The following is a 26,801-nucleotide window of genomic DNA, read 5'->3' as shown; positions in this document are numbered from 1 at the left end:
ACATCAATCAATAAGGATAACGTAAACGATGAAAACTCAATGGACTTGGTTAGCTGCACTTGTGGCATCCACATCAATCGCTTCGACCTCTGCGATCGCAGACACCGACGTGTATCTCACCAATAACACCAATCAAGTGATGACCATTCAAGCCAACCACACTGGTACCGACCTGCTTCAACTCGGTGATGAGTGGCAACAGCATGTTGAACAGATTGGTCCTTGGGAGACGAAGAAGCTGATAAGTTTCAACCGCTGGACTGGTGTGAAATCTGGGAAGACCTATGAGTTTGACACTGTGGTATCAAACGCTGTGGGCGAAAGTGTCACGCTCAACCAAACCATGAAGGGACATTGGTATAACTCGACACTGCAACATGGTTTGAGTGCCGCAGACGTCAACCTAACATTGCATGACGATCGTAATATTCATCGCAGCACAACCGATGCGTTCGGGGTCAATGCAGAGCTAGCCCTCAAAGCCGATTCTACAGCGCGCTATGATGATATTTATTACACCATCACCCCACCAAAAGTGGATGAGCAACCAGAGCCGGATGCCAATACACTCAAGGTCATGACTTACAACATCTGGGCGCTGCCTGCCATCGCTTCACATATTGGTGACCGCTATGACCTACTCCCTCAATATGTAAAGGGCTATGACGTGTTGGCGCTTCAAGAGGTGTTTGCTAACGGCAGAGATGAGTTCTTGCGTGAGCTTGCGAAAGAGTATCCTTATCAAACTAAAATGCTCGATAAAGATGGGATTAACATATACGACGGTGGTGTGCTCATTGTCAGCCGCTATCCTATCGTTAATGAAGCGCAGTATGTTTTCCCTGATTGCACGGGCACAGATTGCTTTGCTGATAAAGGTGTTAACTACGCGGAAGTGATCAAGAATGGTCAGGCTTACCATGTTTTCGGTACCCACACGGCATCATTCGATACGGACACCGCTCGTGATTACCGACAACGTCAATTCAAGCAGATGCGTGCACTGGCGCAGTCTCTGAATATCCCGGCATCAGAAACTGTGGTTTACAGCGGTGACTTCAACGTGAACAAGCTCAAGTTCCCAGACGACTACCAACAGATGTTCGCTAACCTGCAAGCTGACGAACCAACCTACTCAGGTTACACCGCTTCTACCTTTGACCCACGCATCAACAACTTTGCGGGTGAACCTATGTCGGGTGGTGAAAACGTTGAGTATCTCGATTATGTGGTAGTTAGCTCGGAATATGCCGCCAAAGCTCATAACGACAATCGTGTGGATGTCCCAAGATCAACAAGCAGTGAGTTATGGAAGCACTACAACCTTTCAGACCACTTCCCTGTTAGCGCCGTCATTAAGTAACTCGGTGAACGCATAATGCATCGAGTTATATTAACCCTAATGCTCGTCTTAACGGCGAGTATTATTGGCTATTCGTGGTCATCAAAAACGAACGAAACAGCGCTATCTTCTGCTCAACACACAGAACCTAAGCCGCGTGTTTCTACGACAACTAATGACGATAATTCCACGCCTACTGCAACCGCTAGTTCGGAAAACTCCGCATCGCACAGCAATCAAGCCCAAGCTGGAGCACTGGACGGTAAAATTCTTGCTGAAAACTTGAGTGAGCTTGAAGGCAAGGCTTTGTTCGTTGAACTCGATGGGTTCTGGAAGCTTTGCCAACAACGCGATGACTGCGCAGAGCAACTCGCACGATTGAAATCAGAATTGCCGGGCATATGGTTTGAGTTACTGAGCGACTATCCGCAGCTATCGGCTGACTGGCAATTAACACAAAGCACTATCCCACTTGAATCCATAGAGACTCTTGAAGATCGTGTTGCCTTATTCAAGCAATCTGCACAACAAGTATGGGGAGAGTTGGCCCACCAGCTATTCGCTGACCAGTTTGCTCATCTGGATTTTACGCTTGACGCTAACACCCTTGAAAAGAACGAAGCGAGCCAGTTTTTGGCCAACTATCAAGATTTGCTTAGTGAATGGCAAAACAATACGGGCACGTTAAACGCCGAAACACAGCTTCAAAAATATGAACTGGCAGTATCTTTGATACCCAGCAGCTATAGCCCTGCTGAAGTAGCATCAGTCAAAGCCGACCTTCAAGATGCCTACTTAGATGAAGCGCAGGCCAGCAACATTTCCGCGCGAGAACAACAAGTCGCACAACAGCAACAAACCGTGATGAGTTATCACGAGCAACTGGATCAGCTCAAAGTAACCTTAGACTCTCAGCGCTCATCAAGTTATGCCACTTGGACTCAACAAGATTGGGACAGTTATTATCAACAGCAAGTCACCGATTTCAGGGAGCAGTTCTTTAGCAAGTAACGCCTTAACTTAAACCATCACGAAACTGAGCGGGCGTTTTATTGAGCCAACCTTTAAACGCCCTTCTGAAATTTGCAGGGTCGCTATAACCGAGCCTTTCACCGATGTCATCAATGCTCATGGTTGTGCCGAGTAATAGCTCTTTGGCCAGCTCCACTCGAACTCCGGTAAGCAATATTTGGTAACTGGATTCATGGGTCACTAGCTCTCGCCTGAGTGTACGAGAGCTACAACCAAACTCATCCGCGAGTTGTTCAATATTCGGGAAACTGCCTGCGGTTTGATAAAAGATCGTTTTGATCTGGTTAGTCAGCAGATGCTCAGAGTCCAACGTTTCCATTATCGACTGGCAAGACGCAAGATAGCGCTTCAGTGTCGCGGCATCATGAGTCAATAAGGTCTGTGATAAAACCGAGGCATCAAAACGCAATTCACAATGGCTCTGCTCAAAAACTACAGGGCACTGGAAACGGTCGTCATAGAGCTTAGCGTAATTGGGACGAGCATAAGGCAAAGCCAAAGTGTGAATATCCAACTCATGACCCGTCAGTTCTTTGAATAAAGAGACGATTGAACTCAAGAAATATTCACTGCAGAAAGGAAGCAGATCGCCCACTTCCAATGTGTTCTCAATCTGAATCACTGCTTGCTCGGAATCTAGAAACAATTTAACCGAGAAGATAGGACCGTTCAGGCGCAAATACTTGAAGCCCGACTTGATGGCCTCCCCGACATTTTGACTGGTTGATAGCGCATAACCCAACACACCAAAGTGGCTCAAGCTAGCGTGCTCTCCCAACCAAAGCCCCAAACCATCGTGAGGAAAACTCTGATTAGCCGCGCTAAACAACGAAAGCTTGTCAGCGTAAGTCAGTTTTCCATTCGGATCTCGCCAATCCATGTTCGGCAAACCCACATCATTGAGTAGCCTTTCAATATCGATACCTCGTTGCTCTAGCGTATTCAACAGCAGCGCGATATCTAATGTACCCAACTGGTGCCTATGTCCGGTTGGCTTATACTCCGCGATAATCTCCAATCGTCTCTCCTTATATCGAGCCCATTCCCATCAACATGACTACTCAGCCTTAACAACACATGCTGACAAAATCGTGATTGGTAACGCGCTCTTGTCCGAATATGACCTCCCAATTCTACGCTACTCATCGCACAATGGCTTTAGTTGTTAAAATAATGTGAACCATCGCAATGATAAAAACCAACCCAGCCCCACACAGTTTGATTAATTCTAATGGTCAGCCGATCATTGGGCATTTCGATGGCATCCTTAAACACCTAAACATCGAGAACTTTGACTACCGAAACTCGATGGATTCAAAAGCAAACCCTTGGCAGAAGCACTTCCACTATAAGCAATTCCAGTTTGTCAGCATCGTCACCGACACACATCTTATCGGCGTCGCTATCGCGGATATTCGCTACTTAGGCTCGGCATTTTGTTATCTGTACGACATAGAAAACAACCATCTGCAAGAGTCATCTTGGTTGAGGCCATTAGGGTTTGATAAGCATGTAACGCCTTCACCATTTGAAGGAAAGACAAGCATTGCAGATCAAAGCATTGCTTTCTATATCGAGGGCGGACAATGGCGAGTTCGCTTGAATACGAAATTCATCAAGGCCGATATTTCTTTAGAGCCTGAAACCGACAGCTTGCCCATGGCGATGTGCAGCCCAACGGGTTATTCAGGTTGGACTTACACCCAAAAGCACAATGCTTTGCGCATCAGCGGTGAAATCCAAATCAAGGGAGAATCACTCGTTCTCGAACAAGCTCGTGCCGGTTATGACTTTTCAGCGGGTTACATGAGACGTGAAACCAGTTGGCGCTGGGCAAGCATCAACACGCAATCCAATGGGACAGATATTGGCTTGAACCTCGCAGCAGGCGTCAATGAAACCGGAGGCTGCGAGAACGTTTTATGGATCAATGGAACTCGGCACTTACTTAACCCGGTACAGTTTGCGTTTAGTCGCCAAGACACCAATTTACCTTGGCAGATAACATCACAAGATGGACGTATAAACCTGACCTTTACGCCCTTAAATAATCGCAGCGAAAAGCTCAATTTATGGCTGTTAAAAAGTAACTTTCGTCAGTTCATTGGTCACTTTTCTGGCTCGATTGAAGACAACAATGGAGTGACACATCAACTCGATGGTGTTCTTGGCCTAACAGAAGATCACTTTGCTCGCTGGTAGCGAAATTTTGCTAACTGAATTTCAGGCGAGCAAGTCTAAGTAAACTTGATACTAAGAACGCGTATGGCGTCTCAACAAGGATAAAACATGAATATCGACGCATTAATCAATTACCCAGAATGGCTACTGCTGGTATTAGCGCCCTTGTTCGTGGTGTGCATGTTGGCTGAGTATTTTATCGGTCAGAAGCAAGGTCGACTGCCTGATAACTCCAGCTATAAGCTTTCAGAAGTGATGTGTAATTTCACGCTGGCGGGAATGCATCAACTCTCCGATTTGCTCACCGGGTTATTGGTCGTGCAGCTGTATCTCTGGATGTTTGGTTGGCGCTTAATGGACATTGAAATGGGCGTGCTGAGTTTTGTTGTATTGATGGTGTTGCAAGACTTTTGCTATTACTGGTTCCACAGAGCAAGCCATCGTGTTCGCTGGATGTGGGCAGCACACGTGGCACACCACAGTTCAGAAAGCATGAACTTCAGTACGGCTTTCCGTCAAAGCTTAATGTATCCACTTGCTGGGATGTGGCTTTTCTGGATACCGTTGGTCATCATAGGTTTTGCCCCTAAGTGGGTCATCTTTGTGGTGCTTCTCAATCTAGGTTTGCAGTTCTTCGTCCATACACAATGGATACGAAGCTTGGGGCCACTTGAATACATCTTTAATACCCCTTCGCATCATCGAGTACATCACGGCAAAAACCCGCAATACATTGATAAGAACTACGCCGGCGTTCTTATTATCTGGGATAAGTTATTTGGTACATTCGAACCTGAAGTTGAAACTGTACGTTATGGCGTCACCAAACCCGTGAACAGTTTTAATCCGATAGTGGTCACCTTTCAAGAATGGAAGGCCATATTCAAAGATTTGAAGAACCGAGAGTTAACCATGAAGCAGAAAGTCCAGTTGATACTCTCGCCTCCATCGGATTAAACGGACGATAGACAGATTGTATTAACTAAGAAACCGCCTCAATTGGTTTCAAAACCTTCCCCACTGACTCGATTGAATAGTAAAGCACCGTTTTCCGGCAATTTATTTGTGATCTGGGTTGCACGCGTACCGCATACTATCAGATACTGAACAAAACTAACCTTCAGCCACAGTAAACGTTCCGCGCTTGCTGTTCAGGAAATTCAATGAGTTCAGATAATCAGCCAACCTACTTCTTTTTCGATTACGAAACATGGGGCGTTAGCCCAGCAAAAGACCGTCCGAGTCAGTTTGCGGGTGTTCGTACCGACCAAGATTTCAATGTTATTGGAGAGCCTCTGGTTATCTATTGCCAACCTCCCGCTGATTACCTCCCTGCGCCTGAAGCTGCACTGATCACCCGTATCACACCACAAAAAGCGGCTTCACAAGGTCTTCCTGAACCAGAGTTTATCACTAAGATCCATGCTGAGTTAGCCAAACCAAACACCACAAGCCTTGGCTACAACAGTATTCGATTCGATGACGAGGTAACGCGTTACACCTGCTACCGAAACTTCATCGACCCATATGCGTGGAGCTGGCAGAACGGCAACTCGCGTTGGGATTTATTAGATGTAATGCGCGCTGTTCACGCACTGCGCCCTGAAGGCATTGTTTGGCCAGAGAACGAAGAAGGTTATCCAAGCTTCAAACTGGAACACCTATCTGTGGCAAACGGCATTGAACATGAGAACGCGCACGATGCGATGGCCGATGTTATTGCGACCATCGAGTTAGCGAAGAAGCTGAAAGCTGCGCAACCTAAGATGTTCGATTACCTTTACAACATGCGTCATAAGCGTAAGCTGAATGATCTGGTTGATATCGTAAACATGACACCATTAATGCACGTTTCAGGCATGTTTGGCCGTGACTGCAACTACACCAGCTGGATTGTGCCTATGGCTTGGCACCCAACCAATCAAAATGCGGTTATCGTGGTTGATTTAGCCAAAGATCCAAGCCCACTGTTAGAACTGGACGCTGATGAACTCAGAGAAAGGCTCTATACCAAACGCAGTGAACTGGGTGAAGACGAACTACCCGTACCCATCAAATTGGTTCAGCTAAACAAGTGCCCTATTCTTGCTCCAGCCAAAACGCTAACGGCTGAAAATGCTGAAACCATCGGTATCGATCGCCAACAATGCCTGAAAAACTTGGCACTGCTGCGCGAACACCCAGAGATCCGCGAAAAACTGATCGGCCTGTACTCACAAGAACGCGAGTACGAAAAGAGCGATGATGTTGATACACACCTTTACGACGGTTTCTTTTCACCTGCTGATAAAACAGCGATGAACATCATTCGTGAAACTGACCCGAACAACTTGGCAGCTTTGGATATCACCTTCAGCGACGAACGAATTAAACCGTTACTGTTCCGTTACCGTGCGCGTAACTTCCCATGGACGCTCGACGAAGCTGAGCAATTAAAATGGGCGAACCATTGTCGTGAGTTTTATGAATGCCGTTTAGAAGAGTACATGCTCAACCTTGAAAACCTCGCGCACGAACATGAAAGCGACGAGAAGAAAATGGCTATCTTGAAGGCGGTTTATCAATACGTAGAAAAGTTAGCTAGCTAATTCCATTATCAAGAGACGTAACACTTTGAAAGAAAGATTGATCCAACTGGTTTACTGCTTAATCTCCTTCACCTTAATCATAGGTGCACTTACAGCAGGTAACGCGTTACAGTACTTTTTGGATACCTCAATCCCAGGCAGTATTTTTGGCATGTTGATTCTGTTTGCCGCCATGGTGATTGGTATTGTTCCTTCGCACTGGGTACAACCCGGTGCAAGCTTGATTATCCGCCTAATGATCTTACTGTTTGTTCCGATCAGTGTTGGGTTGATGGATCACTTCGACATGCTCATCGCGAACGCATTGCCAATTATGGCGAGCGCCGTTGGTGGCACGTTACTGGTGTTGGTGTCCTTATCATGGTTCTTAGACCGCTTGCTATCGAGAGGTAACTGATCATGTGGATTCTACTCACCATCGTGGTATTCCTGTTTGCTCGCTGGGTAAGTCAAAAAGTAAACTCGCCGCTTTGTAATCCCCTGCTTATCAGCATTGGTATCATCATTCCGATACTCACGTTCTTTAGAGTACCGTTTGAGACTTACTATGCCGACAACACTTGGATTACCTACATGCTGCAGCCTGCGGTTGTTGCACTTGCTTACCCACTTTATGAGCAGCTACCTCAAATCAGAGCCAACTGGCGCATCATTACCTTTGCGTGCACGCTAGGCAGTGTGATGTCGATGACAACAACGGCAGTGATCGCAGTAGCATTTAAAGCGGACTTAACTTTGATTGCGAGCTTGTTAGGCAAATCAGTCACCACGCCAATTGCAATGGAAGTATCGAGCCATTTAGGTGGTGAAGCAGCGATTGCGGCAATACTGGTATTGATTGTGGGTCTATTTGGGGCAATTTTTGCTTACCCAATCTACAACCTCATTGGTATTAAGAGCCCGATCGCCCGTGGTTTAACCATGGGTACCGTGTCTCACGCTTTAGGCACCGCGACTTGTGCGGAAAAGAATCAGGAAGATGCAGCATTCAGTTCTTTGGCTCTTGTGCTTTGTGGCGTCATTACCTCAATCATTGCACCGAGTATATTTTCGCTCGTGGTTTGGTTCTATTCTTAACCACTTTGATTACAGTTTATACGCGCTCTAATAGATGAGTTGGTAAATAGCTAAACTCACTGGTTCGCGGCTTTTAGGCGTTACAGATATCAATAAGCCCAAGCATAACCTGATTATTTCAGTGATAGCTTGGGCTTTTTTCTCGCAATTACTCGGCAATAGCAGTCAAATCGCGCCCTGTTTAGGCCAATAAGTGGGATATCAATGGTAGTTTTTACTCTTGCAATCGATTTCATCTGTGACCTCACTCTAATTATGCAAACCAATGTAACAACAACAACACAGTAGTGATCAAAGTCACAGAAAATTCCTGAGCATTGCATAGAATTAAAGCCTAAGGTCAATTAAGGATTCAACATGAACAGTCGTATTACCCTGGCGCTGGAAAGTGCTCCAACAGCAATCAAAGCACTTTTGAGTGACATCGTATTAGCAGACAACTTTGACGCGACATTGTCTCCAGAACAATTTGCTAGCCTACTGCAAGCAAGTGGTTTAGCGGATGACGAGCTACGTATTGCGCTACTTCCTTTTGCCGCAGCTTATTCTTACGCTCCGTTATCTGACTTTTATGTTGGTGCAATCGTGCGTGGTTTATCTGGCACTCTGTATTTTGGTGCAAACCTTGAAATTGCTGGTGCTCAACTTGGCCAAACAGTACACGCTGAGCAATCTGCAATCAGCCACGCTTGGATGAAAGGCGAGCAAGGTATCTCTGATATCACAATCAATTTCAGCCCTTGTGGTCACTGTCGTCAATTCATGAACGAACTGACCACAGCAAAAGAACTTAAAGTTCAGCTTCCACAACGTGATGAAATGTCTCTGCAAGAGTACCTACCAGACTCATTCGGCCCTGCTGACTTAGGTGTGACGACTGGCCTAATGACTAAGCTTGATCATAAACACACGACTGAAGAAACAACGCCTATTGTTGTAGAAGCGCTAGCAGCACTAAACCGCAGCCATGCGCCTTACACCAAAAACCTAAGTGGTGTTTCACTGCAATTGACGTCAGGCGAGGTTTTCACCGGTGCTTACGCTGAAAACGCAGCGTTCAACCCGAGCTTACCTCCTCTACAAGTGGCGTTGATTCAACTTAAACTGGCTGGCTTCGATTTTGAACAGATTGAAAGTGCAGCGTTGGTTGAAATTGCCGAAGGTAGCATCAGTCACCTAGCGGATACGCAATCTACATTAGAAGCGATTAATCCCGACATTCCAGTGACTTACTTAGCAATCTAATTACATCTAATTAACAAAATTTTAAATAAGCAGTCCTATTTAACGGGGCTGCTTTTTTTATACCTGTAATTAACGCAACAACTTGCGCAAACGTTTGCTTTTATCATTGAAATAAGTATGATCACCCCGTTTTCAATCAATCGTTCAAAAGATCGGAAGGAATTTCTATGTTTGGTACTGCTACTCGTGAAAATGCTACTCGTGTACTTCTATTAGGTTCAGGTGAACTCGGCAAAGAAGTTGCTATCGAGTGCCAACGTTTAGGTTTGGAAGTTATTGCTTGTGACCGTTATGCAGACGCACCAGCGATGCAAGTTGCGCATCGTAGCCATGTATTAGACATGTTAGACGGCGATGCACTTCAAGCGATCATTGAACTAGAAAAGCCAGATTATGTGGTTCCTGAAATTGAAGCTATTGCCACCAGCAAACTGGTAGAACTAGAAGCGCAAGGCTTAAATGTCGTTCCAACTGCGAATGCGACCAAGCTAACGATGAACCGCGAAGGTATCCGTCGCCTAGCTGCAGAAGAGCTAAAACTGAGCACTTCTCCTTACCGCTTTGCAGATACCTTTGAAGATTTCTCAGCAGCCGTTGAATTTGTTGGTATGCCTTGCGTTGTTAAGCCAGTAATGAGCTCTTCAGGTAAAGGCCAAAGCGTGATCAAAACAGAAGAAGACATTCAGAAGTCTTGGGACTACGCACAAGAAGGCGGTCGTACTGGCGCGGGTCGTGTAATCGTTGAAGGCTTCATCGACTTTGATTACGAAATTACGTTACTTACCGTTCGCGCTGTTGATGGTGTGCATTTCTGTGCGCCTATCGGTCACCGCCAAGAAGACGGTGATTACCGCGAGTCATGGCAGCCACAGGTCATGTCTGACAACGCACTTAAAGCGGCGCAATACACGGCAGAGCAAGTGGTTAACGCATTAGGCGGTCACGGCATCTTTGGTGTTGAACTGTTCGTTAAAGGCGACCACGTGATCTTCAATGAAGTCTCCCCTCGCCCACATGATACTGGCTTGGTTACTCTGATGTCTCAAGACTCATCGGAATTTGCACTACACGTACGCGCATTTACAGGTATGCCGATCAAATCAATTACTCAGTATGGCCCTTGTGCCTCTGCCGTAATCCTTGGTCAAGGCACATCAACGAATATCCGCTTTGAAGGCCTTGCAGAAGCGCTAGACGCACCACAAACGCAAGTTCGCTTGTTTGGTAAGCCTGATATCGATGGTCGCCGTCGTCTTGGTGTGGCGCTTACTCGTCGCAACAGCACTGAGACAGCGATTGAAGATGCAATTGAGAGCGCGTCAAAAGTAAAAGTGATTTACTAACCTGCTATTCAATTCTGAACAATCACGAGTTCAAATCTGAACAATAAAAAAGACGGGCTATCGAGCCCGTCTTTTTGTTAGTGTTATCTTTTCGTAAGCAAACTGAGCTTAGACTTCCGACTCAATCAAGTACACTTCCTCATTGAATCGAGACAAACCTTTCTTAGCAATCTTAGGGTGCTCTTGGTCTGCAATGTCTTGGTTCAATAACGTAATCTTGTAACCCGCAAACAACTGATCGATCTCTAGTTTAGGCACGCTAAACGGAGGCCCCGCCATCTCGCTTTGGTCATAATCTAGAGTCACCAGAAGGATCTTACCACCCGGTTTCAGCAGTTGTTTTAAACGCTCTACATACTGCACTCGCATCTCTTCAGGCAATGCGACTAAAGACGCGCGATCATAAATGGTATCGACAGGTTGGATTGGCGCTGAAAAGTAATCGCCCGTGTAGATGTTCAGTTCATCGAATTGGTAGAGCTCGTGCTGACCGCTAATTTGAGTCACAGTCGGGGTATAAAGGTGCTCTGCAAAAAATGCGCGAACCGCAATCTGGCTTAACTCGACACCTTGAACATCTTCATGCTTTGAAGCTAGCCAAATCAGATCTTCACTTTTGCCACAAAGTGGAACAAACACACTCTTCTCGTAGCTAGGCTCAGTATTTTCCCAAAATTTAATCAGAAGTGGGTTTACATCTTCGAGGTGGAAACCAATTTGGTTGGCTGCCCATTTATTGTGCCAAAATTCAGGATTATTCATCTTTCGTTCATGTTAAACAGTCATAATGCAAGGGTACAGTATAGAGAGGTAAGAGCAACCTTAGCTTGGTTTAAAGTACTAAATTGATTTCGATAAAATCAGAAACTGGCTAAGTTCAAAGTTCTGATAATTGCGGAACTAACGGTTGGGTTATTTGGCTATATCTTCACATTTTAAAGCAATATTAAACGTTAGAATTGGTTTCTGTCTTAGCTAGCCTCATTTAATATGTAGTGAAATTAGTTAAGCTGTTTTTACTCTTGTGCGTTACTGGTTACCCCTTTTGACTACCCGTTTTTTGTAACCTTGTATTTTGGAGTTTGAATGAGTGTATTTCTCCGTACGACGGCCCTAATGCTTTTGGTATTGAGCCGAGCGCCTGCATTCGCAGCAGCACCTGTTTCAACAAGTTCAACAGATCAAACGCGCACTCCTGCGCAAAACCAAGTATCTTCAAACGTATTCCGTCATAGTTTGAGCGGCCTTTACGGCATCAAAGCCTTCGACTCACGCCCGACTCAGCCTTACACCGACTTCGATATTTTGTACAGCAAAGCGCATCAAGGCCAAGCTGAACTAGAAACTATCTGTAAAAGTACTGCCCTACTCACCAATTCTGAAGCGCTATTTGCTGGCGTTAAATCTCAAGCTCGCGCAGAAGAAAAAATCGCCCTTGAGCTTGATGGTGATGTGACAAAAATTACCGACTTAGCCCGTGCAACTATCATCGCGAACGATGTAGAGAGCTTGGTTGAAGTTTACGAAGCGCTAAGCCGTGAAGCAGACGTTGTTAAGCTGAAAAATAAGTTTAAATCGCCGGCTGACTCTGGTTACCGTGACCTTAACTTGTTGGTTCGTTTGCCTAAAACCAACATCATTGCAGAGGTTCAACTTCACTTAAAAGCGATTGCTGATGTGAAAAGTGGTCCTGAGCACGAGCTGTACGAAATTATCCAAGGTATTGAGCGTCACGCAATTGCAGAACATCGCCCAATCAACGATATCGAAGCGGCACAAATCAATAGCCTACGACGCCAATCTTTAGAGCTTTACCAACAAGCATGGCAACCGTACATTACAACGCACATTAAAGCGGCTTAACACATAGATAGGCTATTCCAATAAACATCACAAGGGCTGCACTCGCAGCCCTTTTTAGTACTTGTTGAGTAGCCTCTCCACTTCCTATCCCAAATAATCAGATCGTTTAAATTTAGATCTCAGTCTCTTTTCTCCGTCGAACATTTCTGTTTCTATAGCGAATAAGCTTCTGACAAGAAAAGGAATTACGTCAATGCAGAATAACAAATCCATGCTTTCCATCGCGCTACTTGCTGCGTTTTCTGTACACGCTAGTGCTGACGAATTCGGAAAGATCACCATTGCAGACATGAACTGGAACTCGGCGAGCCTATTGCTCATGTCGACCAATTCATTTTGAATAACGGCTACGGCTGTGAAGCGGACTTAATCCCCGGTGATAGCGTCCCTACGGGCACGTCAATGATTGAAAAAGGTCAACCTGATGTTGCGCCAGAGCTTTGGACTAATGGCATCAAAGAAGCGTTGGATAAGGGTGTTGCGGATAAGCGTCTACGTTACGCGGGCAAGTCTTTGGTCAACGGCGGTGAAGAAGGTTTCTGGGTACCAAACTACCTTGTTGAACAGTACCCAGAGCTTACAACCATTGAAGGTGTGATTAAAAACGCAAAGCTGTTTGAACACCCAGAAGATGATGAGAAGTTTGCGTTTTATAGCTGCCCTGCGGGTTGGACTTGTCAGATTACCTCCGGTCACCTGTTCGATGCGCTTAAGTTAGAAGATCACAATTTTGAAATGGTTGATCCCGGCTCAGGCGCCGCTTTAGCAGGTACGATAGCGAAAGCTTACGAACGCAAAAAAGCATGGTTTGGATATTACTGGTCGCCTACGCCTGTGCTAGGTAAGTATGAAATGGTGAAGGTTGATTTCGGAAGTGGTACTGACACTGAGGAATTCCGTAACTGTACGACACAACCTGATTGTGAATCTCCTAAAGTGACCATGTATCCACCAGCACCGGTTCACACAATCACCACAGAAGCCTTTGCTAATAACGAACCTCTTGCCTACCAATACTTTGAAAAGCGTGGTTTTACCAATAAACAAATGAGTGAGTTGCTGGCCTGGATGGAAGACAACCAAGCCGACGCCGAAGAAGCCATGTATTACTTTCTAGAAAGCTCACCACAGGTATGGAAGCCTTGGGTGTCTGAAGACATCGCAAGTAAGGTTCAACAAGCCCTTTAGAGTGAAGATTCAAAGTCAGAGGCCTAGCCTCTGTTTTCGCATCTAAAGCAAGTTCTTACCGGACAGTAAATAGATGGAGTTTGAGAAAGGTTACTAAAAATTAAAGAAATGCGTTTAGCTTAAACTCTATGCAGATACAAAAAGACCACGCTAGGCGTGGTCTATTGCTTGGCTACTTCTCGATTTTAATATTTTCGACACGGGCCTTTAGTTTTTGTCCCGGTCTAAAAGTAACAACACGTCGAGCAGAAATTGGAATGTCTTCACCAGTTTTCGGGTTACGACCAGGTCGCTCGTTTTTCTCGCGAAGATCAAAATTACCAAAACCAGACAGTTTTACCTGTTCGCCATTTTCGAGCGCTTTACGAACTTCTTCGAAAAACACTTCCACCGTTTCCTTGGCATCCCGCTTGCTGTATCCGAGTGTCTCAAACAGGTTCTCAGCCAAATCGGCCTTCGTGAGTGCCATAAAACTTTCCTCAAAGCTATGTTAAACATTGCTACCATCGCCAGTAGCGCCAAAGCATTTACCCTATTCAATCAATGAGATAAGGTCATTTACTAGGAAAGTGTATGCCAAGCTTCTGATTTTCGCCAACTTTTTTATCTTAACTATTTAATTATTCTTTCAAATCAGAAAGATAACTCGCTTCAAATTTCACATATATAGCTAAAAACCATCTACTCAACAGTAACGAAATGGCGTTATATTCCATACAAACAACCATTAATAGAATTTAAAACTTTAGCGAACTAAATAATAATTTTTGAGACTTTTCTCCGATACCCAATAAAATCAGCCACTTGATTTGATATGGGACTCAACAGAGGTTACTAAATAAGCGTTATTAAATATAAGATTTGTATCATTTCAGAATTTAATTCGAATTCACTTATAAAAGCCTATGTTCTTTTGAGGTTTTCGGTTACAACTTAACAGAGGATGGCTTGACGGAATCAGAACTCGATGAGTGTATCGAAATCAGAATAGAAATGATCGGTCTAGAAATAGACGATGATCTTGAGAGCCAGTTACTTGCGTGTATGGTTAGTTGATTGCTTAGTAAGTTGGTTATTTAAATAACTTCACTTCTTCGACATAGAATAAGACCTCACAAGTGCGAGGTCTTATTTGTCATTCAAAGCTGCTCATGCAATATCAGCTTTCTTCAATCATTTTTGTTCAGCAAGTGTTTGTGTCGCTTTGGTATTCGTTACATTCGCAGGTTTCACAATCAAACCAATTCCGACAAGAAACAGTATTGATGCAACAACCTGAGCCACAGACAGCACCTCATCATACATAAAGTAACCGCTAATCAATGCGAAGATAGGCACTAACAAGGTTAACGGCGCGGTCGTGCTTAAAGGGTATTGGATTAGCAGCTTATTCCATACCCAATAACCAAATAGCGTGGTTGGGTAAGCCTGAAACAGCACCGCAATCGTCGTGTTCCAATCCCATTGTTCGATGCCCTGCCAGATAATTTGGTCACCATGTAACATCACGGCAAATAACACTAATGGCACTGGAGCAAACAGCATCCCCCAGACATTGAACGCAAAAGCTTGAGTGGTTTTCGATGCCTTAACGATCACGCCCATCAAGGTCCAACTGCACGCCGCAATCATAATCAAGATCACGCCATTAACGGTGACATTGCCCGTTGCTGCAGATACCAATACCGCCAACGCACACATGGCTAGCATCGCACCCATTAATTTACGTACGGAAGCACTCTCCTTGAACACCCACACGCCAACCGCCATGCCGATTAATACGTTGGTTGAAAGCAAGACCGATGAAAGCCCAGACGATAAACCAGCAGTGATCGACCATGAAGCCATACCCCAGATACCCACACCGAACACAAAGCCTTAACTGACTAAGTAGCGCCAAGCAACAGGCGATCAGCATGTCGACCGTGGTGAGCTGCTACCAAAAACTGGAATCACAAGGTTGGATTCATTCTCGACCGCAAGCGGGATATTTTGTTTCTCCTCATAAACCTGCTCACTCAACCCCAGAGTGGGCACAGTTTGAGAGTAAGGTGTCCAGCGTTAGGCAAACCTCATCGACTCACAACTCAATCAATGGGCCTTTAGGGGTTTCGAGCACCACTAATGATGAGCAGTCGATCGTTGAACTGGAACGAAGTTTTCGTCGCGCTATTAGGCGTATGAGCAACAGGCTTAACCATTACCCAGATACACAAGGTGAGCCGATTTTACGACAGGCATTATCCACTCATTTTGCCAAGCTCGATGTGCACTTTTCACCTGAAGAGATGGTGATTACGGCTGGCTGTATGTCTGCGATTAAGGCCGCACTTGAATCTTGCACTAAAGAAGGCGACACCATCGCTATTAGCTCGCCATGTTTCAACGGTATTCTGGAATTGCTCGGACAAATGTCGCGAAAAATCATCGAGATCCCGTCTCTAGATGATGGTGTCGACTTGCAACAACTGGAAGCGCATTTGAAAAATAAACAAGTCGATGCCGCGATCTTTTGTACCTCTCATATGAACCCTCAAGGGATCAACATGTCAGCCACTCAAAAGCAGAAACTGGCTGAATTAGCGAATCACTATCGAGTGCCGATCATTGAAGATGATGTGTATCTGGAACTGTCCTACTCCTCACACACGCCGCTCCCCGCGAAATACTACGACAAAGGCGGTTTTGTCTTATGGTGTGGATCAGTATCGAAAAGTTTGTCACCGAGTTACCGTTTGGGATGGTGCTTGCCGGGCAGGTTTATCAACGAATACAAGGCTCAGTTCTCAGCTGCGAGCTACGGCGTTGCCCTGCCCACTCAGCTTGCGGTTGCTGACTTTATTGGATCTGGCCAATACGCTAAGCACGTGAGGAGAAGATGCACTCAGATCTTGTCTTTGCGCCAACAATACCTAAGTTATTTGGCTCAGCACCTTCCTCAAGATGTGAAGATAAGTAATCCACAAGGTGGCATGGTGCTTTGGCTGCAAATCCCAAGCTTGAACCAGTCAGCCTTTGCTCAGGGCATTACCGAGAAGAACATTGATATTAGGCTTGGACACCTGTTCAGCACTCTCGACCTTTACAGCAATTGCTTACGCATCAATATTGGGTATTCGTTAGAGGGTGGAGCCAAGCAGCAATTGGATGCCTTAATCGAGCTTATCCATATTCACAGCTAACAGCACGTAGCACGTAGCCTTTCAAAATCCGCTTTTTTAAATGCCTTCGAATGCCGAATTCTAATAGCCTTTTGTCATAAAAAAGAAGGCTATTATTCCTATCTTAATTCGGGTAAAGCCCCGAACCGTAAGGAAACCCACTCGCCTCAAAACCCTTAAATGCTGAGTTTGCAAGCACCCACAAAATTATGCAACTTGGCTAATGACACATCACTTTTTATCGTCAATATACAGCCGTCAGCGCTGGCGTTTTCCTGTATTTGAAGAGAACTATTATGAGTGATAAAACAAAAAACAAACCACTACCTTCCTTTATCGAAGAACGCTTGAACTTCTATATTCAAGACCTGATTACCCAGAACCAAAGCCAGAAGCATTTAGTATTGGGTAAACGCCCCCAGCGTAATTCCGTTGTGATGCAGAGCAATGATTACTTAGCGCTGTCACACAACAAACAGATCCAACAAGCCCATCAAGCGGCGATTGTCGAACAAGATGACAACGTAGTGATGTCTGCAATTTTCTTACAAGATGAGCAGTCTAAACCTGCGTTTGAAACTGAGCTCGCGAACTATGTCGGAATGGAGAGCTGTTTGCTTTCTCAGTCTGGCTGGGCTGCTAATATTGGGCTATTGCAAACCATCTGCCCACCGGGCACACCTGTGTACATTGACTTCTTTGCACACATGTCGCTATGGGAAGGCATTCGCGCTGCAGGCGCCCTCGCCCACCCGTTTATGCATAACAATATGAATCACCTGCGCAAACAGCTAGAGCGCCACGGCTCCGGCGTTATTGTGGTCGATTCGATTTACAGCACAATCGGCACCATCGCCCCACTACGCGACATCTACGAAATGGCGCAGGAGTTTGATTGTGCCGTTGTCGTTGATGAATCGCATTCACTGGGTACGCATGGGGAAAATGGTGCTGGCTTAGTTCACGCATTGGGTATCACTAACCAAGTCGACTTCATTACCGTTAGCTTGGCTAAAACCTTTGCTTATCGTGCAGGCGCTATTCTTGGGCCGAAGCAGCTTTCAGAAACCTTACCTTTTGTCGCGTATCCAGCTATTTTCAGCTCGACCGTGTTACCACAAGAGGTGGTTCGTTTAGAGAAAACATTAGAGGTAATAAAAGGCGCAGAAGACAAACGAGAAGCCTTATTCAAAAGCGCTAAATCGCTTACTACCGGTCTCAAACGGATTGGCTTTAACATCCGCAGCGAGTCTCAAATTGTGGCACTAGAGTGTGGTAGTGAAAGAAACACCGAACGTGTTCGTGATTTCCTCGAAGAACGAGATGTATTCGGTGCGGTTTTCTGCCGCCCCGCGACGGGCAAGAACAAAAACATCATCCGCTTTTCGGTCAATGCCGACATGACACCAAGAGATATTGACCATGTGCTCACCGTTTGTCATGAAGCGTACAATCATCCGGAATTAGAGTTCGTGTGATTGTAAGGGCAATTCACACAACAGGATTCTTTGAAAGATAAGATCCCTTCCGATAATCAATATAAACGGCAGGACTGAATGGACGCTATCATGTCGCGATACAAAAAGAGCCCAGCGAATTGCTGAGCTCTTTTCTTGTGTTCATCTGTTTATCTGTTTATCTGTTTATCTGTTTATCTAGTTCAGCTGGATAACCGGACGGTGCAACAAATCAAATCCAGTGAGCAATTTTGTCGAACAGTCGGTTTTTGTCTGCCGGTTTGACGATAAAGTCTGACATGCCTGACGATTCCATTTTCTCTAAAGTGACTGGCGAGCTGTCACCCGTGTGAGCAATAATTGGCACTGAAGAGTATGCTTTGTTAGCGCTTCGAATTCGACGAGAAGCTTCAACACCGTCCATGATTGGCATCTCGATATCCATCAGAATTAAATCAATATCATCGCTATCCAACGCGTCTAAGGCTTGTTGCCCATCTTCTTTCTGTACGACATCAAAACCCTGCTTTTCCAATAACATTGCCGTAAATCGGCGCAGAGATTCGTTGTCATCGACCACCATGATCGTGCGCTTATTGGTAGCCTCTAACGGTTTTACAGAAACTGATGGCATCACATAGTTGGAGTCGAAAAGTAAGCGTTCGATGGTCGCCTTGGTATTCAGTAGCCAAACTTGTGTCTCCACCCAAATAGGCTCGAAAGAAATGTTACGTACACGCTTGATAGGATGACGCTCATACAAGTAAATGATTCGCGCCTCAGTGAACGAAAGTAACGATTCAATCTTATCGAGGCAACTTGCTCTTAAATCCAAGCTCTCCATGTCAACGAATATCAAGTCGAATTCGAACTGGTATTCCTTATTTTTAAGCGCTGATGCTACATCCAACACCGTGAGCTCAAACCCCATAAAACGGGCTACCTCAGTCATTTTATTGGTGAGAACTTTCTGGTCACTCACCATTAGCACAGTCTTAAGTTTAGTCAGTTCATTCTTGATTTCTTTCACCGAATGGGAAGACAAAGACGGAAAAGTCATCGTGAACTGTGTCCATTGATCCACTTCAGACTGACATTTAATTTCACCACCAAACGAGCGCATTACCTTCTGACAAAATGGCAAACCTAAGCCGTAATTACCCGATTGGCCAGTAGTATAAAAGTCCTGAAAAATGCGTCGAATTACATCATTTGAGATGCCTGATCCGTTATCGGTAACCATTATTTGATTGGCCACTTCATCACTACACATGGTGACATGAATATGAAAATCTTCAGGGCTGCGATGGTGGAATGCGTTCTTGAACAAGTTATACATCACGTACTTCAACAAAGTGTCGCTACCCAAGAAATCAAAGTTACTCTGTACGTCTAAAGAGATTGCTGATTTATCAGCAGAGCGCTTGTAATTGAAACTGTCTATCGCATCCTCAACCACCGCTTGCGCTGAATGCTTCTTAAACGTAGATCGAGAGACTCGGTTTTCATCAATTGAAGTCAGTAACAGATCTATCGTTTCGTTACCGGAATGAATGATCTCCATCGCTTCATCGCCCACTTCACGCAACTGAATCACTTCTTCATTGCTTAACGCATATTGCCCTTTTTGATCGCCACTTTTAGGGTTCGGCAATATGGACTGCATGACATCAATAGAGGTAAGTAATCCGCTTAGAGGGTTTCGCATCTCATGGGCAATACCCGCACCAAAAGACTTCGCCAATGACACCTTGTTTTCATGTTCCACCTGATTGCGGAAGTAGAACAAGTTGCCGAATAAGTAGATAAACAAAAAGATTGGCACATGCGTCCAATCCATTGTGAGTTCGAGGTAGAAGCCTTGTGCAATCCAAGCGCACAAGGTAGCAATCCCAATACCGGCAAAGGTTTGTGCAAACATCACTCTCGTCACGTGCACCAATAAAATATGGAGGAAAATAGCCGACATGAATGACATAACCCAAACGTTGGACCAATTATTCATTAGCAGCATGTAGAAGAAGAAACCTGGCAAACAGATAGTTACGGCAACTTGATAATAAGCCGGAAGGTATTTTCGCCATTCAAATGGGACGCGATTGCGAAATATAATGCCAAAGAACAATACCGAGCAAAACAGGCGAAGCGCTAAGTTTTCGTAGGGTTGCGGGAACAAAAACTCCCACACAATGTAGTAAATTGGGAAGCCGACAAAGCCCATCCAACCCACGAGGGTTAAATTCGGTTCTGCGTACTGGTAAACTTTACGAATCGCGTTCATACGAAATACTTTGCTCTCTAAGCCCTGACGTTTATTAATTCTATGATTTGGTTTTTATACTTATATTTTGGCGCCGATTATATTACACATCACGTCCGAGCAGTGAGGTTTCAATCAAATATGTACCAACGCATTTGTTTTTATTATTAAGCGTAGATGAATGATGCACCCTGCTGACGCTTAAATTTAAGTACGAGTGCTTGGTTCAGGGATGGGCATGCGCGGTGTTCTTTTGATAACTGTGTTCAGCTTACCGCTATGTCACTGTTACTCGATGCATTTTTCTTGGAGTATCCCCGTAATCTATCACTGCGTAATGTTGCGTTACCCTGTTATCCCAGATCGCCATTGAGCCGTTGTCCCATTTGAAACGAACTTGAAACTCAGGGCGTCTCGCAATTTCAAACAGTTGGCTGAGTAAAACATCACTCTCTTTGCGGTCGAGTTCGTTGATATAACGAGTAAACTGTTCATTGATACAGAGCGTTTCTTTATCCGTTTCAGGATGAACTTGAACAACAGAGTGAACCACTGGCGGATTCTCCTGTGCTGTTTTAATCAAGGATTTGTGCCAATCGAGATCAATGTCTTCTGATTCTATACCTTCAAAGGCCACAAGCGAATGAGTCGCCGACAACCCTCTCAACTTAGCTTTCATATCTTCATGTAGAGATTCAAAAACCGCAGTCATAGAACACCAGATAGTGTCACCACCAATGCTTGGAATGTGTTGAGCATGCAACAGGGAAGCTTTCGACGGCAAGCTGCGCCACGTTAAGTCGGTATGCCAATAACTTTCCTTTGGCGCATTGCCACGGGTTGTTTCAATCACACTCACCTGTGGCGCACTTTCCACGCGAGGGAAGAAAGGATGTGCAGGTTCTAACGTTCCAAAGCGCTGTGCAATCATCAAGTGTTGTTCTGGAGACAAAGTCTGCCCGTCGAGAAAGATCACTTGATGGGCAATAAGTGCCTGATACACCTTATCGAGTTCATCAGCACTGCATGTAGAAAGCTCTAGTTCGTGAATACGAGCGCCGATGTGAGGAGTAATGGGTTCTATTTTCAACATACTTTCGCTTATTGGTGATATTGAGTTGCAGGGCGGATCTGGCTACTAGGCTAATCTGACTACTAACAGTAAACCGGGTAAATGCTGATTTTCTTTCTCACTTGAAATAGAAAGTCGTCTCTCCGAAACAAAAAAAGAGCTCCTAAGCTGGAGCTCTTTTCGTTTTTTGATACTTCCTGTATCCATAGACAAGTCCAATCTGTAGTACTTTCACTGAAAGCCAGATCATCGATATCTCCAGTTGTGTATCACCAATAAATCTAGCATACAATCTTCAGACTGTTCTGGGAGACAACCGAGATAATCAACTCTAGTGCCAAGCCATCTCACCGCTTAGCACTTTCGCGCCAAGTTCTAAATCGCCTTCCGTAGCCTCAAATTTCGGGTAGGCTTTCTTCATGTAATCACTGATCTCGACCGATGTTGGATTACTTTTGCTCGCCAACGCTTTTTCAATATCAGCCACATAATCCTTCGTGAAGTGAACTGCATTTATTCCTGTTGGCATTTCACCTAAATAGTGACCCGGAATTACAACCTCTGGCTCTAGTGCTTTCATACGCTCCAACGATTGTGACCACTGGCTACGAATCTCTTTCGATGCAGTATCTGCCATCCATACATGCACACCGCTATACACCGACACGCCACCAAACACCGTTTTTTCAGACGGAACCCATAGGTAAGCTTGGTGTGTATTTATCTCTTTCACTTCGATGGTTTCACCTTCGATGCTTAATGTTGTGTCGTTCATCACCATTGGAACAATCACCTTAGAGGGCGCGTTGCCTTCTAATATAGGCCCCCAGTATTCAAGCTTTGCATCTTTGGTGCGTTTGATATGCGCGACAACGGCTTCACTGGCAACGACTTTAACGTTAGGAAATGCCGAAACTATCGGTTCCAAACCAAAGTAGTAATCTGGGTCGCCGCTGCTGATGTAAACCATCGATAATTTTTTGCCTGTGGCTTTGATTTGCTCCACCAAATTTTGTCCATCAGCCACACTAAATTGCGCATCAAACAGAATCACTTCTTTCTCACCCGAGACCAATACCGAGCTTGCCGGGAATATCGCGTTCTCGCCGGGGTTATAGTGAGTAATGTTCAGTTCTGTCGCTAGCGCAACACTTGATGCCAGCACGGTTCCTAGGCTTATGGTTCCTAAAAGCATGCTTTTTGATAACAGGGTTTTCGATAACGTATTCATGGCTTTATTCCGATATTTGGAGTTGAACACCTGCCAACTCGCTGAATGTCCAAATATCTTATTTGATTGTTTTTAGATGAAATAGACATCAAATTAACTTTAACTGTTGCAGTTTTCGGACATATACTGAGGTCGGTTTAATTCTCTAGGCAATAAAACAATGGATAAACTCGAGGCAATGAATGTCTTTGTCACCATAGTGGAACGTGGCAGTTTAAGCGCTGCGGCAGAGCACCTTGATCTCTCACGAACCAAGGTCACTCGTTATTTGGGTGAGTTAGAAGCATGGATGGACACACGCTTGCTTCACAGAACAACACGAAGCTTGAGTTTAACCAGCGCAGGTAAAGAAACACTTGAGGTCGCCAGAGAACTTTTGGCACTGGAAACATCCCTAGCTAGGATCAGAAACCAAAACCGAGAGCATTTAAAAGGTCAGCTGCGTATTACTGCGAGCTACTCGATTGTCGATAGCTTCTTGATGGAATCAATTAGTCGCTTCATCGCCAAATGGCCAGAGGTTTCTATCGACATTATCTCGACTGATCAGACCGTCAACCTGGTTGAGTCACGCATCGATTTGGCCATTCGCATAACCAACGAACTGACGCCCAATATTGTCGCGAAGCAGATCGGTGAATGCCGCTCCGTGATTTGCGCATCGCCTCAATATCTAAAAGAGAAAGGCACACCCACAGAAGCCCAAGATCTAGCGCACCACAACTGTTTATCGTTCAGTTACTTTGGCAAAACCGCTTGGACGTTCAATGGCCCCAATGGGCTCGAATCGGTTCCGATTAAAGGGAATATCAGTGCAAACACCTCAGAGGTTCTGCTTTCTGCCACACTCAAAGGCAACGGTATCTGTTTACTGCCCTTCCCTTCAGTGGAAACCTTGATGCGTGATGGTCTATTAGTGCCACTGCTTTCTGAATGGCAACCTAAAACGCTCGGTGTTCATGCTATTTATGGAACGCGTAAACAAGTCACACCGCTGTTAAGAGCCTTTATCGACCATTTATCTGACGAGATGGAACAATCGACAAGTTGGTAGAAGTACGATGCCATCACTAAGGAGGAAAACTTGCCATTAGTAAAACTGATGCAGAATTAAAATCATTAATTTTACTTAACTGTCAGTTGCTTCTATCGTGACTGCATACATCATCAATTAGCTTATTCACGCAGGGAAACTGACTATGGCTGCCATTACCGACCTAGACCTTCTACTGAAATCCATGTCACCAGAATTAATCGACGGGAGCTATGTTTTTTGTACTGTAGGCGGGGGATTGGCAGACTATGTTCAGCTCAATCCAATCTCGACTTTTCGTGAGAAAGAAGGTTTAACACTGGTTCTGAAAGAAGAAGTTGCGACCAAAGCTCAGCTAGACTTCGATGGTGTGTTTAGCCTGATTACATTGTCGGTACATTCCAGTCTTGAAGCGGTTGGATTAACAGCAGCCTTTGCCACCAAGCTTGGTTCTTACGGCATTAGCGCCAACGTGATTGCTGGCTTTTATCACGACCATATCTTCGTTCAGAAAGACAAAGCTGAAGCCGCAATGAGTGCGCTTAGAGAATTTTCAGAAGCGGATTAGTAAAGAATTCGATTGTTCACAGACACAAAAAAAGCGACGTAATCTACGTCGCTTTGGCTTATTGCTTAACGTGCACTCACTGATCAGGCATCAGTGAGCGAACCAGTTAAGCAAGCTTAAAAGTCGCCACTTTGTCACTTAAGCCAGCGGCTTGGCTCTTAAGTTCGTTCGACTCAGTTAAGCTGTCCTGTGCGCCCACAACTAAGTGGTCGGTAACATCTTTAATGGTCGTCACGTTCTGGGTAATTTCACCCGTCACATGTGTTTGCTCTTCAGCAGCCGTCGCGATTTGAGTCGCCATATCGCTGATCAAAGCAACTGCAGTATTGATCTCTTCAAGCGCATGCGAAGCTCGATCGGCATCTTCTACTGAATGTATTGCCAACTTAGAACTGCTCTCCATCAGCTCAACCGCTTGCGCCGTTGTACGCTGCAGGATATCAATTGTTGATTTGATCTCTTCCGTTGAAGAGTGGGTACGCTGTGAAAGCACACGTACTTCATCCGCTACCACAGCAAATCCACGACCTTGTTCACCAGCACGAGCCGCTTCAATCGCTGCATTCAAAGCAAGTAAGTTGGTTTGTTCTGCAATGCCTTGAATCGTTGCGAGTACAGTCGAGATCTCTTGAGCATGCTTGTTAAGTTCGCTAATCACACTACCCGCTTCATTAACTTCATTGGCTAGGTTATTGATTGAACCTTTGGTATCCACAACCAGAGCGTGACCACTGTTAGTGCTTGTCGCTGAATCTTGCGCCGCTTTTGCTGTTTGCTCGGCATGCGATGCTATCTCTTGCGTGGCGCTCGCCATTTCAGTTACGGCCGTCGCGACCATAGTGATTTCTTGCTGCTGATGATTAAGCTCATCCACCGAACGGTTCGCACGCTGAGCACTTTGCTCTGACTGGCTGTTTAGCTGTTCTGACTGCCCACGGATATGGCCAATCAACTGCTGTAAGCTTCCAACAAAGGTATTGAAGTTATGAGCCAACTCGCCCACTTCATCTTGGTTTTCAACATGAATGCGTTGAGTTAAATCACCACTACCATTCGCGATTTGCGCCAGTGCTTGAGAAACGTGGTTCAACGGGCGGAATAGAATCGTACACAACAGGTTAAACAGTATGGTACATACGATCACCACAAGTAGCGTCACCAACACTTGACCAATCACTGCATCAAATAGTGGCGCAACCAGAGAGTCATGGTTAACAACGCTCACAGTAATCAGGCTCGTTCCATCAATCGCACGTGCGTACAGAACATAGTCGCTGCCATTCAACTCGATAGAAGTGTCTTTACCGCTAGTCAGAGCATTTTGTACATCGGAGAAATTTAACCCAAGTGAACTGATATTCTTGTTCAGTAACTTAGTGTCAGGGTGCGTATAAACCGTTCCTTTGTTGGTCGCGATGAACATGTAACCTTCACCTGGAAGAATCACCTGCTCTAGACTGTTTAAGATGTCTGTAATTTCTACATCAGCACCCAACACAACCTGTTGCCCATGCAGTTGCATTGCTGTTCCTAATGAAACAACGTTCGCCCCAGTTGCTGCAGCAACCGTTGGGTTATCCATGAACACCTTGCTTGGGTTCGCAACCGCATTGGTGTACCAACCCCATACGCGTGGATCATCATTGCCCGGTGGCAACACAACACCGTTCGCGTTCTTTTGCGAACCATCAGGAAATGCCAAGAAGACATTATCAAAAGAGGCTGAGTCACGAACCTGTTTTAGATGAGTCACCAAGCTTTCTTGTTTGGACTCTTTCGAAAGAGAAGTAAGCGCACGCTCTTTGGATAAGATCCAATCCGATACATATTGATTGTACGAAGCCGATGCGCCCTCTAAGCGCTGTTCAACTTCAATATCCAACCTTTGCAGTGAAGCACGAAAAGACAATGCCTCGACCAAAATCCCCCCCAGGATAATGGCCATACTGGCTGAAATCGCCAGCTTATTTTTAAGCGAGAGTTTCTTGAACATAGGAAACCTATAATTTGGAAGTAATAAACCGTGGCGAACAAATTGATTGCCAAAGCGGTTTGCAAGCGGGATATATTTTACGCTTTAAAATAAATTAAGAAACCAGCTAACCGGTTGAATTATTCATATGTGTGAGTAAGAGCACGCATCGTAACCCATTGATTTAG

At 45.1% G+C, this 26,801-nt stretch carries 20 protein-coding genes and 4 pseudogenes; 16 read left to right on the top strand and 8 right to left on the bottom strand.

What is annotated here, in order from left to right:
* Positions 1-28: 28 nt before the first annotated feature.
* Both AB4512_RS16465 and AB4512_RS16460 read left to right on the top strand, forming a co-directional pair.
* Positions 29-1,363, top strand: a complete 1,335-nt coding sequence (locus tag AB4512_RS16465) for a sphingomyelin phosphodiesterase (RefSeq protein ID WP_372175192.1) — start codon at positions 29-31, stop codon at positions 1,361-1,363.
* A gap of 39 nt (positions 1,364-1,402) precedes the next feature.
* Positions 1,403-2,353 carry a chromosome partitioning protein ParA gene (locus AB4512_RS16460; protein ID WP_372175215.1) on the top strand — a complete coding sequence of 317 codons (951 nt, stop codon included), beginning with the start codon at positions 1,403-1,405 and terminating at the stop codon, positions 2,351-2,353.
* Between the two features lie 4 nt (positions 2,354-2,357).
* On the opposite strand, the gene AB4512_RS16455 is transcribed toward AB4512_RS16460, so the two are convergent.
* Positions 2,358-3,392 (bottom strand): AraC family transcriptional regulator, encoded by a 1,035-nt coding sequence (locus AB4512_RS16455; protein ID WP_372175191.1) that lies wholly within the window; start codon positions 3,390-3,392, stop codon positions 2,358-2,360.
* A gap of 170 nt (positions 3,393-3,562) precedes the next feature.
* Between AB4512_RS16455 and AB4512_RS16450 the strand changes: the two genes are divergently transcribed.
* The 7 genes from AB4512_RS16450 (at position 3,563) to purT (ending at position 10,808) form a co-directional block, all read left to right on the top strand.
* Positions 3,563-4,576, top strand: coding sequence for a DUF2804 domain-containing protein (locus AB4512_RS16450; protein ID WP_372175190.1), 1,014 nt, complete (start codon positions 3,563-3,565; stop codon positions 4,574-4,576).
* Between the two features lie 87 nt (positions 4,577-4,663).
* Positions 4,664-5,512: a sterol desaturase family protein gene (locus tag AB4512_RS16445; protein WP_017059137.1), complete on the top strand. Its 849-nt coding sequence runs from the start codon at positions 4,664-4,666 to the stop codon at positions 5,510-5,512.
* A 206-nt stretch (positions 5,513-5,718) separates the two neighbouring features.
* A complete protein-coding gene (gene sbcB / locus AB4512_RS16440) occupies positions 5,719-7,143 on the top strand; it encodes an exodeoxyribonuclease I (protein ID WP_372175189.1) in 1,425 nt (474 codons plus the stop codon).
* A 25-nt stretch (positions 7,144-7,168) separates the two neighbouring features.
* Positions 7,169-7,540 carry a CidA/LrgA family protein gene (locus AB4512_RS16435; protein WP_108100047.1) on the top strand — a complete coding sequence of 124 codons (372 nt, stop codon included), beginning with the start codon at positions 7,169-7,171 and terminating at the stop codon, positions 7,538-7,540.
* 2 nt (positions 7,541-7,542) lie between these two features.
* On the top strand, positions 7,543-8,220 hold the full coding sequence (locus tag AB4512_RS16430) for an LrgB family protein (RefSeq protein WP_017059134.1): 678 nt from the start codon (positions 7,543-7,545) through the stop codon (positions 8,218-8,220).
* A gap of 357 nt (positions 8,221-8,577) precedes the next feature.
* Positions 8,578-9,465: a cytidine deaminase gene (gene cdd / locus AB4512_RS16425; protein WP_017086319.1), complete on the top strand. Its 888-nt coding sequence runs from the start codon at positions 8,578-8,580 to the stop codon at positions 9,463-9,465.
* 167 nt (positions 9,466-9,632) lie between these two features.
* Positions 9,633-10,808, top strand: coding sequence for a formate-dependent phosphoribosylglycinamide formyltransferase (gene purT / locus AB4512_RS16420; RefSeq protein WP_017069826.1), 1,176 nt, complete (start codon positions 9,633-9,635; stop codon positions 10,806-10,808).
* Between the two features lie 108 nt (positions 10,809-10,916).
* Here purT and AB4512_RS16415 read toward each other — a convergent pair whose 3' ends face one another.
* Positions 10,917-11,570: a thiopurine S-methyltransferase gene (locus AB4512_RS16415; protein ID WP_372175188.1), complete on the bottom strand. Its 654-nt coding sequence runs from the start codon at positions 11,568-11,570 to the stop codon at positions 10,917-10,919.
* 324 nt (positions 11,571-11,894) lie between these two features.
* Between AB4512_RS16415 and AB4512_RS16410 the strand changes: the two genes are divergently transcribed.
* Together AB4512_RS16410 and AB4512_RS16405 are read left to right on the top strand one after the other, a co-directional pair.
* Positions 11,895-12,671 (top strand): RelA/SpoT domain-containing protein, encoded by a 777-nt coding sequence (locus AB4512_RS16410; protein ID WP_017059130.1) that lies wholly within the window; start codon positions 11,895-11,897, stop codon positions 12,669-12,671.
* A gap of 193 nt (positions 12,672-12,864) precedes the next feature.
* Positions 12,865-13,859 (top strand): annotated as a pseudogene (locus AB4512_RS16405) (ABC transporter substrate-binding protein).
* Between the two features lie 172 nt (positions 13,860-14,031).
* Here the strand turns inward: AB4512_RS16405 and ihfA are convergent.
* Positions 14,032-14,328, bottom strand: coding sequence for an integration host factor subunit alpha (gene ihfA, locus AB4512_RS16400; RefSeq protein WP_004734853.1), 297 nt, complete (start codon positions 14,326-14,328; stop codon positions 14,032-14,034).
* 449 nt (positions 14,329-14,777) lie between these two features.
* Here ihfA and AB4512_RS16395 point away from each other — a divergent pair.
* Positions 14,778-14,915, top strand: a pseudogene (locus AB4512_RS16395) (GTP-binding protein); the annotation flags it as partial.
* Positions 14,916-15,032: 117 nt separating this feature from the next.
* Here the strand turns inward: AB4512_RS16395 and AB4512_RS16390 are convergent.
* A pseudogene (locus tag AB4512_RS16390) lies at positions 15,033-15,764 on the bottom strand (DMT family transporter); the annotation flags it as partial.
* On the opposite strand from AB4512_RS16390, the pseudogene AB4512_RS16385 reads away from it, so the two are divergent.
* Both AB4512_RS16385 and cqsA read left to right on the top strand, forming a co-directional pair.
* A pseudogene (locus tag AB4512_RS16385) lies at positions 15,755-17,041 on the top strand (PLP-dependent aminotransferase family protein); the annotation flags it as partial. The pseudogenes AB4512_RS16390 and AB4512_RS16385 overlap by 10 nt on opposite strands.
* Positions 17,042-17,316: 275 nt before the next feature.
* The gene (cqsA, locus tag AB4512_RS16380) at positions 17,317-18,498 is read left to right on the top strand and encodes an alpha-hydroxyketone-type quorum-sensing autoinducer synthase (RefSeq protein ID WP_372124755.1); all 1,182 of its coding nucleotides are present in this window, start codon (positions 17,317-17,319) and stop codon (positions 18,496-18,498) included.
* 211 nt (positions 18,499-18,709) lie between these two features.
* On the opposite strand, the gene AB4512_RS16375 is transcribed toward cqsA, so the two are convergent.
* From AB4512_RS16375 to AB4512_RS16365, 3 genes are all read right to left on the bottom strand, one after another.
* Positions 18,710-20,758 (bottom strand): response regulator, encoded by a 2,049-nt coding sequence (locus AB4512_RS16375; protein WP_372175187.1) that lies wholly within the window; start codon positions 20,756-20,758, stop codon positions 18,710-18,712.
* 256 nt (positions 20,759-21,014) lie between these two features.
* Positions 21,015-21,830, bottom strand: coding sequence for a TauD/TfdA family dioxygenase (locus tag AB4512_RS16370; RefSeq protein WP_017059123.1), 816 nt, complete (start codon positions 21,828-21,830; stop codon positions 21,015-21,017).
* A gap of 310 nt (positions 21,831-22,140) precedes the next feature.
* Positions 22,141-23,040, bottom strand: a complete 900-nt coding sequence (locus tag AB4512_RS16365; RefSeq protein WP_136978813.1) for a Vmh family MBL fold metallo-hydrolase — start codon at positions 23,038-23,040, stop codon at positions 22,141-22,143.
* Between the two features lie 160 nt (positions 23,041-23,200).
* Between AB4512_RS16365 and AB4512_RS16360 the strand changes: the two genes are divergently transcribed.
* Positions 23,201-24,094 (top strand): LysR family transcriptional regulator, encoded by an 894-nt coding sequence (locus AB4512_RS16360; protein WP_372175186.1) that lies wholly within the window; start codon positions 23,201-23,203, stop codon positions 24,092-24,094.
* A 145-nt stretch (positions 24,095-24,239) separates the two neighbouring features.
* Positions 24,240-24,641 (top strand): ACT domain-containing protein, encoded by a 402-nt coding sequence (locus AB4512_RS16355; RefSeq protein WP_102547849.1) that lies wholly within the window; start codon positions 24,240-24,242, stop codon positions 24,639-24,641.
* Positions 24,642-24,747: 106 nt separating this feature from the next.
* On the opposite strand, the gene AB4512_RS16350 is transcribed toward AB4512_RS16355, so the two are convergent.
* Positions 24,748-26,634: a methyl-accepting chemotaxis protein gene (locus AB4512_RS16350; protein WP_372175185.1), complete on the bottom strand. Its 1,887-nt coding sequence runs from the start codon at positions 26,632-26,634 to the stop codon at positions 24,748-24,750.
* Positions 26,635-26,801: the final 167 nt, after the last annotated feature.

It is taken from the genome of Vibrio sp. 10N.222.52.B7, from assembly GCF_041474275.1.
In the GTDB taxonomy this organism is placed as follows: Bacteria; Pseudomonadota; Gammaproteobacteria; order Enterobacterales; family Vibrionaceae; genus Vibrio; species Vibrio crassostreae_C.
Note: the sequence above shows the minus strand (reverse complement) of the source record. Positions and strands in the feature narration are given on the sequence as shown.

What these genes read in the sequence shown, in the direction of transcription:
- AB4512_RS16465 (WP_372175192.1), top strand. Translation starts at nt 29, where the DNA reads ATGAAAACTCAATGGACTTGGTTAGCTGCACTTGTGGCATCCACATCA.
- AB4512_RS16460 (WP_372175215.1), top strand. Translation starts at nt 1,403, where the DNA reads ATGCTCGTCTTAACGGCGAGTATTATTGGCTATTCGTGGTCATCAAAA.
- AB4512_RS16450 (WP_372175190.1), top strand. Translation starts at nt 3,563, where the DNA reads ATGATAAAAACCAACCCAGCCCCACACAGTTTGATTAATTCTAATGGT.
- AB4512_RS16445 (WP_017059137.1), top strand. Translation starts at nt 4,664, where the DNA reads ATGAATATCGACGCATTAATCAATTACCCAGAATGGCTACTGCTGGTA.
- sbcB (WP_372175189.1), top strand. Translation starts at nt 5,719, where the DNA reads ATGAGTTCAGATAATCAGCCAACCTACTTCTTTTTCGATTACGAAACA.
- AB4512_RS16430 (WP_017059134.1), top strand. Translation starts at nt 7,543, where the DNA reads ATGTGGATTCTACTCACCATCGTGGTATTCCTGTTTGCTCGCTGGGTA.
- cdd (WP_017086319.1), top strand. Translation starts at nt 8,578, where the DNA reads ATGAACAGTCGTATTACCCTGGCGCTGGAAAGTGCTCCAACAGCAATC.
- purT (WP_017069826.1), top strand. Translation starts at nt 9,633, where the DNA reads ATGTTTGGTACTGCTACTCGTGAAAATGCTACTCGTGTACTTCTATTA.
- AB4512_RS16415 (WP_372175188.1), bottom strand. Translation starts at nt 11,570, where the DNA reads ATGAATAATCCTGAATTTTGGCACAATAAATGGGCAGCCAACCAAATT.
- AB4512_RS16410 (WP_017059130.1), top strand. Translation starts at nt 11,895, where the DNA reads ATGAGTGTATTTCTCCGTACGACGGCCCTAATGCTTTTGGTATTGAGC.
- ihfA (WP_004734853.1), bottom strand. Translation starts at nt 14,328, where the DNA reads ATGGCACTCACGAAGGCCGATTTGGCTGAGAACCTGTTTGAGACACTC.
- cqsA (WP_372124755.1), top strand. Translation starts at nt 17,317, where the DNA reads ATGAGTGATAAAACAAAAAACAAACCACTACCTTCCTTTATCGAAGAA.
- AB4512_RS16375 (WP_372175187.1), bottom strand. Translation starts at nt 20,758, where the DNA reads ATGAACGCGATTCGTAAAGTTTACCAGTACGCAGAACCGAATTTAACC.
- AB4512_RS16370 (WP_017059123.1), bottom strand. Translation starts at nt 21,830, where the DNA reads ATGTTGAAAATAGAACCCATTACTCCTCACATCGGCGCTCGTATTCAC.
- AB4512_RS16365 (WP_136978813.1), bottom strand. Translation starts at nt 23,040, where the DNA reads ATGAATACGTTATCGAAAACCCTGTTATCAAAAAGCATGCTTTTAGGA.
- AB4512_RS16360 (WP_372175186.1), top strand. Translation starts at nt 23,201, where the DNA reads ATGGATAAACTCGAGGCAATGAATGTCTTTGTCACCATAGTGGAACGT.
- AB4512_RS16355 (WP_102547849.1), top strand. Translation starts at nt 24,240, where the DNA reads ATGGCTGCCATTACCGACCTAGACCTTCTACTGAAATCCATGTCACCA.
- AB4512_RS16350 (WP_372175185.1), bottom strand. Translation starts at nt 26,634, where the DNA reads ATGTTCAAGAAACTCTCGCTTAAAAATAAGCTGGCGATTTCAGCCAGT.